The 17,107-nt window shown below is 43.8% G+C and carries 9 protein-coding genes and 1 tRNA gene; 4 read left to right on the top strand and 6 right to left on the bottom strand.

Annotation, left to right across the window (positions count from 1 at the left end; genetic code table 11):
* The first annotated feature begins 114 nt into the window (after positions 1-114).
* A complete protein-coding gene (gene dnaE / locus D464_RS0104385) occupies positions 115-3,834 on the top strand; it encodes a DNA polymerase III subunit alpha (protein WP_018910318.1) in 3,720 nt (1,239 codons plus the stop codon).
* 90 nt (positions 3,835-3,924) lie between these two features.
* Entirely contained in the window at positions 3,925-4,239 is a 315-nt protein-coding gene (trxA, locus tag D464_RS0104380) for a thioredoxin (protein WP_004383800.1), read from the top strand.
* A 711-nt stretch (positions 4,240-4,950) separates the two neighbouring features.
* Here the strand turns inward: trxA and tsaE are convergent.
* Genes tsaE through D464_RS0104355 form a run of 5 tightly spaced genes read right to left on the bottom strand, consistent with a single transcriptional unit; the run spans position 4,951 to position 12,116 of the window.
* Positions 4,951-5,361 (bottom strand): tRNA (adenosine(37)-N6)-threonylcarbamoyltransferase complex ATPase subunit type 1 TsaE, encoded by a 411-nt coding sequence (gene tsaE / locus D464_RS0104375; protein WP_004383803.1) that lies wholly within the window; start codon positions 5,359-5,361, stop codon positions 4,951-4,953.
* A 22-nt stretch (positions 5,362-5,383) separates the two neighbouring features.
* Positions 5,384-7,009 carry a T9SS response regulator signal transducer PorX gene (gene porX / locus D464_RS0104370; RefSeq protein ID WP_018910317.1) on the bottom strand — a complete coding sequence of 542 codons (1,626 nt, stop codon included), beginning with the start codon at positions 7,007-7,009 and terminating at the stop codon, positions 5,384-5,386.
* A gap of 18 nt (positions 7,010-7,027) precedes the next feature.
* A complete protein-coding gene (gene porW / locus D464_RS0104365) occupies positions 7,028-10,366 on the bottom strand; it encodes a type IX secretion system periplasmic lipoprotein PorW/SprE (protein WP_238309076.1) in 3,339 nt (1,112 codons plus the stop codon).
* 52 nt (positions 10,367-10,418) lie between these two features.
* A complete protein-coding gene (locus D464_RS0104360) occupies positions 10,419-10,817 on the bottom strand; it encodes a FeoB-associated Cys-rich membrane protein (protein ID WP_004383806.1) in 399 nt (132 codons plus the stop codon).
* Between the two features lie 45 nt (positions 10,818-10,862).
* Entirely contained in the window at positions 10,863-12,116 is a 1,254-nt protein-coding gene (locus tag D464_RS0104355) for a 3-phosphoshikimate 1-carboxyvinyltransferase (protein WP_018910315.1), read from the bottom strand.
* Between the two features lie 124 nt (positions 12,117-12,240).
* Between D464_RS0104355 and D464_RS0104350 the strand changes: the two genes are divergently transcribed.
* Positions 12,241-12,315: transfer RNA gene (locus D464_RS0104350), tRNA-Pro, on the top strand.
* 341 nt (positions 12,316-12,656) lie between these two features.
* Positions 12,657-14,885 carry a family 20 glycosylhydrolase gene (locus D464_RS0104345; RefSeq protein ID WP_018910314.1) on the top strand — a complete coding sequence of 743 codons (2,229 nt, stop codon included), beginning with the start codon at positions 12,657-12,659 and terminating at the stop codon, positions 14,883-14,885.
* Positions 14,886-15,025: 140 nt separating this feature from the next.
* On the opposite strand, the gene D464_RS0104340 is transcribed toward D464_RS0104345, so the two are convergent.
* On the bottom strand, positions 15,026-17,098 hold the full coding sequence (locus tag D464_RS0104340; RefSeq protein WP_018910313.1) for a TonB-dependent receptor: 2,073 nt from the start codon (positions 17,096-17,098) through the stop codon (positions 15,026-15,028).
* Between the last annotated feature and the right edge of the window lie 9 nt (positions 17,099-17,107).

The following is a 17,107-nucleotide window of genomic DNA, read 5'->3' as shown; positions in this document are numbered from 1 at the left end:
TTTGTAACGCTTGCAAAGGTACTTCTTTTTGGTCGTTTCTACAAATTTTCATTATCATTCTTTTGGCTATATGGGCTTTTCGTCGTAACTTTACAGCTCAAAATTCGTAGCTTAATGGAAGATTACATACATTTACATGTGCATACTAATTACTCCATTCTAGATGGTCAATCAAAGGTAACAAGGCTTGTTGATAAGGCAATCGCTGATGGAATGAAGGGTATGGCGATAACTGATCATGGCGTGATGTTCGGTATCAAAGAGTTTTCGGACTACTGCGCTAAGGTCAATAAGGAGCGTAAGAAGAATGGTGAAGAGCCTTTCAAACCTATCTTCGGATGTGAGATGTATGTTGCCCGACGCACTATGTACGATAAAGATAAGTCCATGCACGATAACTCTGGATACCATCTTATCGTCTTAGCAAAGAACTATAACGGCTACAAGAACCTTATTAAGCTCGTTTCTCACGCTTGGGTGGATGGCTACTACTATCGTCCTCGAACGGATCGAGCCGAGTTGGAGAAGTATCATGAGGACTTAATCGTATGTTCGGCATGTATTGCTGGTGAGATACCAAGTAAGATTATACATGGAGATATTGATGGTGCGCGTGAAGCCTGTGAGTGGTATCATCGTGTATTCGGCGATGACTTCTATCTAGAGTTGCAACGTCATGAGGTGAAAGACCCTACTATCCTTGCCAATCGAGAGGCTTTCCCCTTGCAGCAAAAGGCTAATAAAGTATTGTTGCAGTTCGCTAAGGAATATGGAATTAAGGTGGTTTGTACGAACGACTGTCACTTTGAAGATAAGGAGACAGCCGAGGCACACGATCACTTACTATGCCTTGCAACGAATGAAGACTTGGACGATCCGAAGCGCATGCGCTATTCCAAGCAAGAATGGTTCAAGTCTCGTCAGGAGATGAACGATGTCTTTTCGGATATTCCAGAAGCATTGACTAATACACTGGAGGTGCTTGATAAGGTTGAGATCTATAGTATTGACCATGGTCCTATCATGCCTTTCTTCCCCATCCCAGAGTCTTTTGGAACAGAAGAAGAGTGGGAGAAGAAGTTCACGGAGGAAGACTTATACAAGGAGTTCACCACAGATGAGAATGGTGAGAACCCTCTCTCACCCGAGGAAGGACAAAAGGTTATAGAGCGATTAGGTGGTTATGAGAAGATATATCGTATCAAGTTCGAAGCCGACTATTTAGCTAAACTAGCCTACGATGGTGCTAAGGAGCTATATGGTGACCCTCTTTCAGATGAGGTGAAGAGCCATATAAGGTTCGAGTTACACGTCATGAAGACCATGGGTTTCCCTGGTTACTTCCTTATAGTACAGGACTTTATCAATGCAGCTCGCCAAGAGTTAGGGGTCATGGTGGGGCCTGGTCGTGGTTCAGCAGCAGGTTCTGTCGTGGCTTATTGCCTCGGAATTACGAAGATAGACCCGCTTAAGTACGACTTACTGTTCGAACGCTTCCTTAATCCGGATCGTGTGAATCTTCCTGATATTGATACCGACTTCGATGATGACGGTCGTGGTCGTGTGTTGCAATGGGTCATGGATAAGTATGGACATGAGAATTGCGCGCACATCATCACCTATGGTACAATGGCAACAAAGAACTCTATTAAGGATGTTGCCCGTGTAGAGAAATTACCTATTGCAATCGCTAATGAGCTGTGTAAAGCGATACCGGATCGTTTGCCAGATGGCATGAAGATGAATCTAGCGAACGCCATCAAGTGTACCCCGCAACTGCAAGATGCAGAGGTAAGTGAGGATATCCGAGAGCGAAACACTATAAAGTATGCGAGGATGCTTGAGGGTACTGTGCGTAATACGGGGATACATGCTTGTGGCTTCATCATCTGTCGTAACCCTATTGATGATTGGGTTCCTGTATCCACAGCGACCGATCCGGACTTCCCCGAGAAGAAAGTTCCTGTAACGCAGTATGACGGTCATGTCATTGAGTCAACAGGCTTAATCAAGATGGACTTCCTCGGTCTGAAGACCTTGTCAGAGTTAAAGGAAGCATGTAAAGTTATTCGACAGACAACGGGTGACATCATCGATCTTGACAACATTCCGATAGATGATGAACTGACCTACCAGTTATATCAGAAGGGGCAAACGATAGGTACTTTTCAGTTCGAGTCAGCTGGTATGCAGAAGTACCTTCGAGAGCTTCATCCAACAGTCTTTGAGGACTTGATCGCCATGAATGCACTGTATCGTCCAGGTCCAATGGACTACATTCCCGATTTTATTAAGCGTAAGAATGATCCGTCGCTAGTAAAGTATGACATCCCATGTATGGAGAAGTACCTCAAAGATACATACGGGATTACAGTCTATCAAGAGCAAGTGATGCTCCTAAGTCGCCAGTTGGCGAGCTTCACCCGAGGTGAGAGTGATGCCTTACGAAAGGCAATGGGTAAGAAAAAGAAGGCTATCGTTGACCAGATGAAACCGAAGTTCATCAAGCAAGGACAGGCTAATGGGCACGATCCGCAGATACTGGAGAAGATATGGAGTGACTGGGAGAAGTTTGCTAGTTACGCCTTTAATAAGTCGCATGCCACGTGCTATTCGTGGGTAGCTTATCAAACGGCTTACCTCAAGGCACACTATCCCGCCGAATATATGGCAGCCTTAATGACCCGTCGTTTCAGCCAGATTACCGAGATAACCAAGCTCATGGAAGAGTGTAAAGCATTGAAGATAGCAACGCTCGGACCTGATATCAACGAGAGCCAGATAGGCTTTGGTGTAAATAAGAAAGGTGAGATTCGATTCGGTCTAGCTGCTATCAAGGGTATGGGAACAAGTGCTGCTGAGAGTATTGTAAGCGAACGGGAGAAGAATGGACCATATAAAGATATATACGACTTTGCCGAACGTGTCGACCTTAGCAATGTGAATCGTAAGGCATTCGAAAGCCTCGCTTATAGTGGTGGCTTTGATAGTTTCGGCTTACAGAGAGAGCAGTTCTTCGGTGTATCAGGCAGAGATAGCGTCTTTCTTGATACTATCGTTCGTTACGGACAGTTATTCCAGACGGAGAAAGCAGAGCAACAGAACTCTCTCTTTGGAGGTATGGATGCTGTTGCAGTTATGCACCCCGTTGCACCGAAAACAGAGAAGTGGCCGACGATAGAAAAGCTTAACAAAGAACGCGAGTTAGTGGGTGTCTATTTGTCAGCCCACCCATTGGATGAGTATAGCGTCGTACTGAACAACATGTGTAACACGCATTGTTCGATGATAGGACGCAATGCCGATATGACGAAACTATCCCAAACTGATGAGGTAACATTCGGTGGTATCGTCACGTCAGTGAATGAGCGTTTCTCACAGAAGACGGGCAAGCCCTTTGGTTTCGTTACAATAGAAGACTTCGAGGGAACGGGTGAGTTGGCACTCTTCGGTGATGATTGGGCACGCTGGAACAATCTTCTAAAGGTGAATTACACCATATATATAACAGCTAAGTGCCAACCCCGTTATCGCAATAACCCGTCATTACTGGAGCTGAAAGTGCAGAATGTGGAGCAACTCTATGATGTTAAAGAGCATAAGTTACAGCGGTTTACCATCTCAATGGAAGCCTCATCTTTAGATGACGAACTCGTTTCAGAGTTGTCAACGGTGATAGATGAGCATAAAGGCAACACACAGCTGTTTGTTCAGTTACGCACCTTAGAGAACACTATTGTTACTCTTCAAAGTCGTAATAAGACAGTCAATGTAGACCGAAAGTTGATAGACTTTATCACTGCCAGTGACAAGATGGAGTTCCACATCAATTAGTTATACATAAAGGTGGCATACACTTTGATATAACATAAGTGTGAGATATTAATTTAATAACAATCAGTATAATTATAAAAAAGTAAAGACATGGAAGTAAAAATCACTAGTGAGAACTTAGAGACTTATAAGAATGGTGACTTACCATTGGTAGTTGACCTATGGGCAACATGGTGTGGACCTTGCAAGATGGTCGGTCCAATCATCTCTGAACTAGCAGAGGAATATGATGGAAAGATCGTTGTTGGCAAGTGTGATGTTGAAGAGAATGATGATGTTGCAATCGATTTCGGAGTACGCAACATACCAACGATTCTATTCTTCAAGAACGGTGAATTAGTAGATAAGTTCGTTGGTGCTGCATCAAAAGCAGTGCTTGATGAGAAGTTCAAAGCACTGCTCTAAGCAGTCAGTTGATAGATTAATAATGGTTGAAAGCCATATTAGGCAGTCGTTAAAAGACTGTTTAATATGGCTTTTTTAGTGGGATTTTGAGGACGTTCGAAAGGTATTCCAGAAGATTACAAGTCTTTTGTAATAGTTCTCCAAGTGCTTTGTAATAGTTTTCCAAAGCATTTGGAGAGGTCTGGAATGACTGCATATAGGAACCTCTTCCAGTTTTCCTCAAGGGGAAATGTAAGTTTCCTCTCTCCTTCTCTCACATGGAGTGGGGAGTAGATAGTGCCGTTTACTACAGAACAAACAGCGGATTTGCATGTTTACTTGTTAGCTCTTCGAATCGAAATAATTGTCAGAAGTAGGGACAGACGCCCTCGTCTGTCCGCCCATTTATCCTTTCATGACATCCCGTTAGGCGACATCCCCTCCTTTGAGGGGTTTGGGGAAGCTCTTATTGCTTGTGTTTTGGACGGACAGACGAGGGCGTCTGCCCCTACTCTGTGTCATTGCTTTTCATAGATGTAGATTGTAGGTAAAACTAAAGAGAGCCTCTCCTTGATATGAGAAGAGGCTCTCTTTGATGCGAAGAAGCACTCTCTTCGCATTGAAGAAAGCCTTTCTTTAAATAGTCTCGTAGGTTACACCCTCTCCTTTTAACGGGCTTGGGGAGGTTTCCTGCCGTTAGATTCAATTTCAGAAGGGCGTTGTTTCGTTACCTTAATACGTCAAGAGGCGGCTGCCATCAGGCTGTTCTTCGATCGTAACTTTGATGACGTTCTCTGGAAGAACATCCTCAACGAGCTCCGGCCATTCGAGTAGACAGAGGTTACCACTATAGAAGTAATCCTCATAACCCATGTCGTAAACCTCCTCCAACTTCTTTATTCGATAGAAATCGAAGTGATAGATTGGGTTGTCGTTGCCGTCTGTATACTCGTTGATGATGGCGAATGTAGGGGAAGTAATCACATCCTTCACTCCGAGAACTTCGCAAAGTGCTTTGATAAAGGTGGTCTTTCCAGCTCCCATCTTACCATAGAAAGCAAACACCTTACCGTCTCCCATTCCCTTAATAAAGTCCTTTGCAGCCTCGTGAATGGTATCGAGACTATTGATTCTGATTTCCATATTGCTTTTATTTATCTGTTCTTTATGATCGTTTACGTGGTGTGAGCGTGACCAAAGGGACTATCATTTCTTCCAAAGAGATGCCTCCGTGTTGGAAAGTATCCTTATAGTAAGACACGTAATAGTTGTAGTTATTGGGGTAAGCAAAGAACGAATCGCCTGTAGCGAATACGTAACTTGTACTGAGGTTAGGGGCTGGCAGCTGTGCTTGGTGCGGATTCTTGATGGTGAAAACCTCCTTAGCATCATAGTTAAGGCTCTTTCCTAGCTTATAACGGAGGTTCGTATTCGTATTGCGATCACCGATAATCTTCACTGGATTAGTCGTCCGAATGGATCCGTGATCGGTTGTGATGATCACCTTATAGTTCGATTGTGCCAACTCCTTGAAGACGTCTGTAAGGACGCTGTGTTGGAACCAGCTAAGTGTAATGGAGCGATAGGCACTCTCGTCACTGGCTAGTTCACGTATCATCTTCATCTCTGTTCGAGCATGAGAAAGCATGTCGATGAAGTTAACGACAAGTACATTAAGATCGTTTTGAGCTAAGTTCTTGTATTGTTGCATGAACTTCTCAGCACCCGTTGAGTCGTTAATCTTATGATAAGAGAACCTGTCATGACGGCGATAACGCTCTATCTGCGTCCGAATAAGCGGCTCTTCGTTGAGGTTCTTGCCCTCTTCTTCGTCCTCATCGACCCACAATTCGGGGTACATCTTTGCTATCTGTTGAGGCATAAGACCACTGAATATAGCATTGCGAGCGTATTGTGTCGCTGTTGGAAGTATGCTCATGTAAAGGTCCTCTTCGATCTCGAACATGTCACCAATCTCTTTCGACAGGATGCGCCATTGGTCAAGTCGGAAGTTATCGATGACGATGAGGAATACTTTCTCGCCTTTGTCAATGAGTGGGAACACCTTCTTCTTGAAGATCTCTGGGCTTAGTAAGGGCTTATCGTTGGTTTCGTTGTTGGTATCAGACTTCTTATTGCGTCCTGCCAAACGTGCGAAACTACTGTTTGTCTTTGTTTCCTGCGGTGCTACCCAGTTGAGATAATGCTTTGAAATATACTTAGCAAAGCCATTATTAGCCTCTTCTTTCTGCATTTTCAGCATTTCCACCATGTTGCTGTCAGTGCTGCTTAGCTCTAACTCCCAGTGTACTAACTTACGATAAACCTCTTTCCAATCATCGAACGAATGACTGTCGGCAATCTCCATAGCAATCTGTTGGTAGCTTTGTTGGTATCCGCTTTGCGTTACTTCAGTGACAATTTCCTTCTGATGGATATTCTTTTTCAGTGAAAGAAGTATCTGATTCGGGTTGACGGGCTTGATGAGATAGTCTGCAATCTTTGCTCCAATCGCTTGATTCATGATGTCTTCTTCCTCACTCTTCGTCACCATGACAATAGGTGTAGCAGGTTGAATCTCCTTGATCCGTTGTAAGGTCTCGAGCCCAGAAAGCCCTGGCATCTGCTCATCAAGTAGCACGAGATCGAAGGTCTGCATGCTACATTGCTCAATAGCATCAGCCCCGTTGCTAGCCATGACAACCTTATATCCTTTGTTCTCAAGGAATAGGATGTGCGCTTTCAACAGCTCGATCTCATCATCTACCCATAGTAACAATCCGTTGTTCATATATCTTCTTGCTTCTAGTTAGAACCCCTCCAAGTCATAATACTCATCTTCGATGTTGTTTTGAATGGGTTGGTTCTTCTTGTTAGTCTTGTTGTTATTCTTCTTGCCAGATGTTGGTTCGTCATCTCCGAAGTAAATGATCGGACCATCATCTACCGTCTTTGGCTTCTTTGCTGGTGCCTGTTGAGGCTGCTTAACGGGTGCTTTCTGCGGTGCAGTAGATGGTGTCTTCTGCACTTTTGGTTCTGTCTTTTGCTGTGTTGGAGTAGGCTTTGTTTCAGCCTTCTTCGTCTCTTTTCCTGTGTTGGCAGGAGTTTTCTGGAGAGTTGGAGTAGGCTTTTCGGCAGGCTTCTCATCAGGAATAACGAACGTGTTAGTGTCCTCTAACGTTGGTTTCTTCACCTCCGTAGGAATCTCGAAAGTGTTTTCATTCTTTGGAGATGTTGTTGGCTCTACCTTCTTTGATGCTGGTGTGTCCAACGGAATATCCATCGTGTTGTTTGCAGGAACATCCATATCGTCAGGGAAGAGATCCTTGTTATTGGCGTGCTTCTCCTCTATCTTCTGTAGAAGGTCAGGCTCGCGCGGTGTCGCCACTTCGGCTGGTTCACTCAAGAGATAGCGTTTGGTCACTTCAAGTGGTGAGAAGTTCTTTTTATAGAAAGCCTCATAATCCTTATAACTATAGGTCGTTCCAATCAGTTTCAGGTTCTTTTCACTGATAATGACAGCCTTAGTAGTCTTGCTCATCTGCGTCACCACGTCCTTAGCATCAAATAGTTGACGGGCATATTGATACGCTTCATCATAACTGCGGAAGCCCGATACCTTCATTTGATGCAATCCGCTGAGGTCTTCTATTTGTATTTCAAAGTTGCGAACGAGGAAGTTTGTGAAGTTGAAACGCGCTAACTCGAATAGTAACTTGTTCTCCTTCAATGAGTCGGGGTTGTATATTAGCAAGAACTTAAAGTCTATGTTGCGTTCAGGAGAGAGCTTCGCTTGTCGGATACTGTCGCTATCACTAAGGATGGAAGTGCGATATGACCATACAGCATTTAGGTCGAACTTACCGCTGCGGAGCTTCTTTCCTGCCTGAACACCATTCACTATCATTCCAGCCATCTCACTGATACGACTGTTGGGGTACTTCTTTACAACCTCCTTCATGTCAGTTAAGCACCCATTAGCGTCTCCCGTGTTTAGCTTACTCAATCCTCCAATGAACAAGAACTTATCTCTGTTGGCTCCCATTGGGAATCGTTTCTCGGAGATTTGAGCGTTACTAGCAACCTCATTATAGTGTCCTTGCTTGAAAGCATCGTAAGTTGAGGCATATAGAGAGTCTTCTATCTGCACGCCGAAACGTAAGTTTTGTTTGTAATAAGGGTCAGTTAAGAGGGTAGTCCACTTACTCTTGGGGTATTGCCGACTTAACTTTGTAAGGTAAGTCTCGGCTATCTCGGGTTCGTTCTTACGCATATAAAGCAAGTAGAGATGGTAATAAACATCGTCCATAGCCTCATAGTCAGGATAATTATCGCTCACTCTGCGTAGTGCCCGCTCTGCTAGACGAAGATTGTTAAGCCTATCCTTGAATATTACTCCTGAATGATGTAGACCATCCTCAAGTATCTTGTTACTTGCAGCAAGCTGTTCCGCAGTGAATGGGATTTGTGCTAGATAATACTCCCGCTTATGTGGGTCGTTCTTTAAAGAGTCTCTTGTTTGTTCGAGCGAATCCCTCTTTGCTTCGGCTTTATATATGGAGTCGCGTTGAGCATCCGTCATTTCATAAGGGTTGTTAGTGTTTCCAATATTCCTAACAACCGTTTGATTCATGCGTTGCCAGTTGTCGATATTCTCTCTCTTGCCCCATAGTTGTTGGAAAGTAACCTTTCCTTGTTGTACAGCCGTTGGGTTATAGAAATACCAAGTACTCCCTTGTTGATGATTGGGGTTAACTCTTTGAATATTATTCGATGTGTTGTTACGTCCGAAATTACCATCCATACCTTGCTGATGGGCGTTGTTATTTTGCAAGCCCAGTGCATTTTGCTCCTCTTTCTCCTTCTTCTTCAATGCTGTGATGACCCTATCTATTGCGGCATTACGCTCCTTCTCAGAGCATTTAGCAAGTTGTTGGAGAGAGTCCTGTAGCTGAACAGCATCCGTATAAGGTGCTAATTCGTCTAATATCTTCGAACGATCAGACAATTGTTCATAGTCTTTACGATCTCTGTCGAGTAATCCCAAGGCTTCATCATAGCATTTCTTAGCATTGCCGAAACGCTCTTTAGCCCAATACAAATCGCCAAGATGTAATAACAAAACGCCTTTCTCAATTCCACTACGCGTCGCCTTCTTACGTCCCAGTTCGTAGGCATTGATAGCAGCAAGCGTATCTTTGTTCGCAAGATGTATGTTTCCCATTGCGTAATAGACCTGATCCAGATACTCCTTATTGTTATCTGAAGCCGCCATGTGCCTTAGTTTGCTTATCATCTGCTTGCTTTGTCCTTCTGCCATGACCTCTGTTTGGGCAATGCGAGCGTTGAACTCCAGTTCATAAGGGGGATTGGTACGAATGACGCGTTGGAAGGCTTCATAGGCATCTTGCCTCTTTCCCAATGCTGCATACACTTGTCCAAGTAGATAAAGTTCACGTGCTTTCTGCTTCTGACGCATCTCGTGCTTGACAACCTTTTGTAAGTAAGGCACAGCCTTAGCCAGTTCTCCCGTATGAAGATAGTAGTCTGCGTAAGTATAATCCCACTCCTTCACCGCACGCCAGTCCATTGAGTCACGTTGTATATTGCGAATAACATCCTCCGCATCGTATAGCCAGCCCTGTTCTATGTAACATTTAGCCAACCAAGCACGTGCTTTTCCATAAATGGCAGGCTGTCCCTTGTACATACGACTCATGTAGGCGAAGGTTGCAGCAGCCTCTTCAAAGGCTCCTTGATGGAACTGTGAGCGTCCCATTAACATCCATGCCTTCCACAAGAAAGGGTTATATTCACGTCTTGAGAGCCACTCTATGTCCTTATCAGTCTTTCTTCTGTTCTTAGTCCACTCTGGTCTCTTCTTGATACTATGCTTAGCTATTGCCTTCTCTGCCTTTTCTATGGCACGATTAAAGTTACTTTTCCCTAAGTCCCGACTATTCTTATTGCCAACAGTATATAGTGGAATAAGTTCGGTAAAGTTATCCTTGTTCCCCTTTTCTTTCTCTAGAGAACCATCGATATAAGCCTGTGCTCCATTAAAATATACGTTATATCGGGTATTAAAAGCCTGCCACCAGCGAGATTGGGCGGTGTTATTCTTCGTAGAGCAACCCACAATCACCATTGTAATGATTGCTAATAAAGAGAAGGTTATATGTCTGTTTGCTTTCTTCACGTTAGCCTTCTATCATTGTTATCAGTTCATCCTTAATCTGATTAGGGACATTTATCTCACGGAGGATGAGGCTTCTATTCCAGCCTTTTGCCTCTTGTGGTTGCATGGTATAGAGTATATTGGCAAACTCCTCGGCTTCTTCATCGGTGTATTGATTCGACTGTCGCCCACGGAAACGGTCGAGTTCTTCGTCATCATAGTACTCTATTTCCCTTGTTGCTGCCTCCATCATGCACACTTGCTCGCACTTATCATCTGTGCCATCACACGATGAGCAATCACCAGAAGTAGGCATAACAACATCGGGTTCACCCTCTTTCTTCTTGGTGAATAAGGTTGTTATGGCGGCAAAAAGAGCCAGTACTATAAGTGCACCAATGCCAATATAAAATATACTCATTTGTTCTTTTCTTCTTTTGGAAACATGAGAAGTAGGACAGATAGGCTATTCTACCTCCGTAATATGAAAGCCCGCAGAACGTAAGTCAGCCCAGAAATGAGGGTAAGACTTCGTTACAACTTCTGGATGATCTATGCGTATTTCCCCCAGTTTGATAGCTAATGGAGCGAAAGACATTGCCATTCTATGGTCTTCGTATGTGTTGATGACAGGAAGAGAAACAGGTTCGCAACGTTCACCCTCCCATGACAACTCTCCATCGTTACGGCTTTGAAAGACGTAGCCCAGCTTTGCCATCTCTGTTTTCATTGCTTCTATGCGGTCTGTCTCTTTGATTCTTAGACTGTTCAAGCCCGTGAAATGGAAGAGAATACCCAACACTGGACATGCTGCTATCAGTGTTTGTGCCAAGTCTGGATGGTTAATAAAGTCGTAATCCATCCTATTCAGCATACGAGTATGGCGTGTTAACGTTGCGTCAGTCAGCCCTTCTGCATCCTTGCGAGCGAAGTTTGTCTTTATACCCAGCAGTGAGAAGATGTATCGAACAGCTGCATCTCCTTGTCGCGAACCATCTTTTAGCCCCGAGAGAACCACCTCTGCATCTAGATCTTCTTGTAGAGTGAGGACTTCATACCAATAGCTTGCTGCCGTCCAGTCATTCTCTATTGTGTAAGTTCGGCGTGTGTATTGCTGTGGTTTGACGCTAATTGTGTCGAAGTTAGTCCATTCGGCGGCAACTCCAAACTCATGCATAATATGCAAAGTGAGGTCGATGTAAGGTCTAGACACAATCTCTCCCGTGAGCTTCAAGTCCAATCCTTTGGTCAAAATGGGCGCAATCATGAGTAAAGCCGAAACGTATTGCGAACTCACATTGCCAGGTATTACCAGTTGTCCACCCTCTAATTCACGTCCACGAATGCGCAGGGGAGGATAGCCCTCATTACCAATATAATCAATATCAGCACCTAAGTAACGCAAAGCATCAACGAGTATCTTTATCGGTCTATGCTTCATTCGCTCTGTTCCCGTGATAATATGCTCTCCTTGTGATAGGCATAAATACGCTGTTAGAAAGCGCATTGCAGTGCCAGACGCCTTTATGTCAATCACAGCTGATGGTTGGGAGAAAGCCTGCAAAATAACTTTTGTGTCATCACAATCCGATAAGTTCTCTGGTAGAATCCCCTTTTTTGTAAGTGCCTGTACGATGAGTGCACGATTACTAACGCTTTTTGAGGCTGGAAGTGTGATGCGAGTATCAATATGTTGGGGTGGAGTTATGATGTATTGCATGCTTTTTCGGTGCATAATTATTACATCACAAAATTACAAAATAAACTTGGGATGTGAGAAAAAGAACCTCAAAAGTTTGCTAATATCATGGAAAGTACGTAATTTTGCAGGGCTTTTAAAGGAACGGGATGTAGTTCAGTAGGTTTAGAATGCTGGTCTGGGGGACCAGTGGTCGCCAGTTCGAGTCTGGTCATCCCGACTTAATTGAAGAGAAAGAAATCATCTTTTGGTTTCTTTCTTTTTGTTTTTTAAGCCGTTAAAAACTTTTTCTTCGAGTCGACTTAAAGCTTTTCTGTAATGTTACAAAAGGCTTGGAGAAGTATTACAGAAGCCTTGGAGAGGTATTACAGAAGCCTTGTAATAGTTCTGGAGGATATTAAGTGCTACCGAGTGTTATGTTTTTTTGATAGGAGTTAATTACATTTTCTATTATCAAAGTACGCTTTGTGCATAAAAAGGTACGGTTAGTAATAGCTTTTCCAATTCTTATTTGTATCTTTGTTACCCATAGTGAAAACCAAAGTCTATTAATTTCTATAAATGAAGATGAACATGAGAAAGACGATAATTGGGGGAATCTTTGGGAGCAAACTCACCTGTGTCCGTGTGCAACCTAGGGCTGGAACATCTGCTTCCTCTTGTCAGGTGTATGCGAAACATGCTATTAATAAGATACTGATAAGCATGTTTATACTACTAGCTGCATTGCCAATGAAGGCTCAAAACTTTCGAACTCTGCGCGATGTAAAGGTGAATGAAACTGTACTCGACCTTTCTCAAACTGCCTGCAAAGTGATTCCACGTAATGCAATGCACTCTCGGCATAGATTACAAAAGCTTATTCTCCCTGCGACTTTGGACTCTATTGGTAGTCAGGCGTTCTTTGCTTGTGATGGTTTAAAGGGGCAATTACTCATCCCATCATCAACTCGTGTGATAGAAGCATCGGCTTTCAATGGTTGTAGTGGTTTGGATGAACTCGTGTTTGAAGGTTCTCCTCGTTTGGAGTCTTTTGCTTTTGCTAATTGTAAAGGCTTGCGTGTGATACGTCTTTCAGCACTTGTTCCACCAGTTTGTGCAGCTAATACCTTTGTAGGAATTGATTTTAAGAAAGTCAAACTCATTGTTCCTTCAAAGGCAAAAGCGGTTTATCGGAACGCTGTGGGTTGGCGTTCTTTCTTCTCGAAGACCGAAGAGAAGAATGTTTGTGAGCCTGAAGAGTTACTCGTTCCACGTCCTCTTCGCATGGAAGTGTTCTCTAAAACAAATCCGAAAGGCGTTTATAAAAAGGCGTTGAATTGGTCGGATGTTATCGGCATTGAGGCTTCGAACGGTTTAGATAATGAAAAGAAACAAGCTGAACGCATACTTCGTGAACGTACAACGACTGTACTCCGTCTGCAAGCTAATAATATAAAAGGTGGTAAGAGTAGGGGAGTAATGGTGCGTTTATCCCTTGATTCAACCCTAAACAATGCTGAGGCTTATACGTTAGACATATCAAATAAAGGCGTAGAGATAAAGGGAAAGACAGCAGCGGGAGTGTTTTATGGACTGATGACACTCGAACAATTATGTATAGGAAATGGTGTTGCTGCCCCCTCAACAACGATTCCTCCTCTTTATATAGTAGATCAGCCGCGAACGGAAGTGCGTGAGTTAATGCTTGATCCAGTGCGTCATTTCATCCCATTCAACGATTTAAAGCACTTCATTGTAGAGATGGCTCGCTTCAAATTCAATGCCCTTCACCTCCATTTAGTTGATGATCAAGCATGGAGAATAGAGATTAAGAAATATCCAGAACTTACTGAGAAAGCCTCCGACAGAGTAGGAATGGATGATATGCCAGAGCGTATTAGCGGCTTTTATACGCAAGAGCAGATGCGTGAGTTGGTACGTTTTGCAGCTCAATATCATGTTATGGTGATTCCAGAGATAGAACTTCCTGGGCATGAAGTGGCTGCTATTCATTGTTTCCCACAACTCTCTTGTGCTAAAAAAGAAGTTCCCATCCGTTTGACCTGTGGCGTTAGTAATGACTTACTCTGCCCTGCCGAACCCTTTGTTTACGAGTTTCTTGATAACGTTCTAAAGGAGTTAGCCGAGGTATTCCCTGCTCCATACGTTCATCTGGGCGGTGATGAGGCAGGTCAACCACCATTAGGCGCATGGACAAACTGCCCTGCTTGTAAGGAACTAAAGCGGAAGGAAGGGTTTACAGAGAACTGGCAATTACAGCAATACCTCTTTGATCGAGTTATAAAACAGCTTCATCAGTTGGGGAAGACGCCGATGTATTGGTATGAGAAGGAGTTTAAGACGATTCAGCCGGGGTGCGTTGTTTATGCTTGGCGGAATGGGTTAACGCAGGTGGCGATAGATGCAGCCGTGCGTAACAAAGCAAAGATTATGATGTGTCCAGGCGAGCATTGCTATCTTGACTACCCACAAGGGCGAGGCGATATGCCAGAGGTTAATTGGGGAATGCCCGTTACTTCGCATGAACAAACTTATCGTCTTGATCCGGCATGGGGGATGGATAGTACCTTTGTACAGCGTAATCTCTTAGGCGTGAGCGGTACACTTTGGAGCGAATGTATCAATTCCTCGGAACGACTTTATTATCAGGCTTTCCCTCGTGCTGCTGCTTTGTCTGAAGCAGGTTGGACCATCCCTGAACGGCGCAGTTATACTGATTACCTCCTTCGTGTGCGCCCTTTGATGAACGATATGTTGCGTCGTGGTATCGCTGTGAATGTGAATTAATCTGTTAAGTGCGCTCTTAAAGTCTTTCCAGTAGTATGAAGTATGAAGAAAGGGAGATACTCCATCTTTGGAAATCTCCCTTTTTATTGATATTATCAATGCTTTTTCAAATTGATAAATAGTTATAAGTTAGATAGAACTTATAGGTTGATACGGATGCCACCGATAACCCATGTGCCGGGTTGAGGGACGTTTCCATAATCAAGATAATGCGTTCCGAAGAGGTTGTTAGCCTCCAGATAGGCTGTCCAACTCTTATCATTCCAACTTAATCTAGCGTCCATTACGCCGTAACTTCTGTATTTGTGACGTTGATTATTTACGTCCAAATAGCTGCCCATACGGTGTTGGAAGCGATAGCTAAGACCGAGGTCAAGATTGCGCCAAAGGTTCATTTGGAGGTTACTTACCACCTTATTCTTTAAGTATTCGAGGGCATATTTGCTCACGACACCTGCTTGCTCAGTCTTATCCTGGTTGATGTAACTATAAGCAACACCGAACTTCTTAAAGAAACGTTGCGATGGGATGAGCTGCAGAAGATTAAAGTCAAGTGCCATCTCTGCCCCGAAGTCGTTGATAGTTCCAAAGTTAACACTCTTCCAAAGCGGTGCTCCGCTGGCATCTAAAGTTCCATCATTGATCCAGTCGATGAGGTTCTTATGATGATTCCAATATAGACTCGCCTTGGCAGTAACACCCTTGGTTTCATATTTAACGCCTGTTTCTAATGCTGAAAGTTCCTCTGGTTTGAGGTGCTTATCAGCCTTATGTCCACCTACAGAATAGAATAATTCCGTTACAGAAGGCATACGAAGAGATGTGTTGTAAGAGGCATATAACTTCCATGCTTGTCCAATACGATAACTTGCGTCAACGCCTGGGTAAACACGCATGTGCATATCAGCTTGTGTGTTCTTAACGGCTATTAAACCCGCAGATAACGTGAATCGGTCAAGGATGAGATTGTGTTCAAAGACGAACTGGATATTCGTCCTGTTTAGACCAACGGTGTAGTTTCTGTCCGTACCATGGATATGCTTAGGCTTAGCAAGTGGTTCGCCAAGGTTACCACTGATGAGATCTTCATTGCGAATCTCGGCTCCTACGGCTGTTCGTCCTAGTTTCCAATCAAAGTAAGTATTGAGGTTTACACCATAGACATCCGTGCGGTGATAATTGAAAGGATACTTGTTTGCAGCGTTTCGGAACAGTTCGAAGCGATCCATGCTATGGTTCCAATAGATGGCAGGACGGATGTGGAAACGCCCTTGAAGGTTCTCTGCTTGAATGGCAGTGAAGGTTTTTAACGTGTGTTCAAACTGGTCATCAAACTTTGAAGAGTAGAATGTGTTAGAACCAAAGTCCTTTATACTCATACCTGCGTGCCACTGAACTCTAACGTCGTTATTCGTGTAATTGCCTTGATAGAAAGCCTTACCTGTGCGATAATCAGCATTCAGTTTGCCTGCTTTGTTACGAAGATAACCATCACTGCGGGTATATGAACCAGATAGCTGATTGTTCCATTTTCCCTTTGATAAGTTCGCTCGCATACCGGCACTAAGATAGCCGTATGAGCCGCCTTCTACGTGTGCGGAGAGACTTGATTGTGGTGGAGTTTGGGTTACAATGTTTATAGCACCTAATAAAGAAGACGTACCATAAACTCGTGCAGCAGGTCCTTCAAGAATTTCGATGCGCTCGATTTCACTAATATCAACTGGGAAATCGAAAGCGTTATGACCTGTTTGTGCATCACAGATATTGATGCCATTGAGAAGAATTGTGACTTGTTCGGAGTTTCCCCCACGTATGCTTACGTCTGTCAAAGCCCCTAGAGGACCCTTTTGTCGTACATCGACACCGACGGCATACTTCAATAAGTCATTCACACTCTGTACTGGCGCCGCTTGGATATCCTCACGACTTAGTACAGTTACCATTCTCGCTTGCTGACTAACAGTCAGTGGTGCGCGTGTTCCCGTGACGCTTACTTCATCCATCATCACGCCTCGGTTGGTTACAACTGAGTCCATTTCTGCCTTTTCAGCATTAACACTAATACCTTTGGCAGTAGCATGCTGTAAGGTAGCAACACTCAGTACACCAATCAAAACCTCCTTGCCAAGAACAGCAAAGAGCGAGTAGCCGTGATTAGAGAAGTGCTTAAACTTCAGGACACTGCGCTTTTCAAAAGTTGGTTTGTACATAATATAATT

Source organism: Prevotella veroralis DSM 19559 = JCM 6290, assembly GCF_000377625.1.
GTDB lineage: Bacteria > Bacteroidota > Bacteroidia > Bacteroidales > Bacteroidaceae > Prevotella > Prevotella veroralis.
The sequence above is the reverse complement of the archived record's forward strand: the minus strand, read 5'-3'. Positions and strand labels throughout refer to the sequence as shown.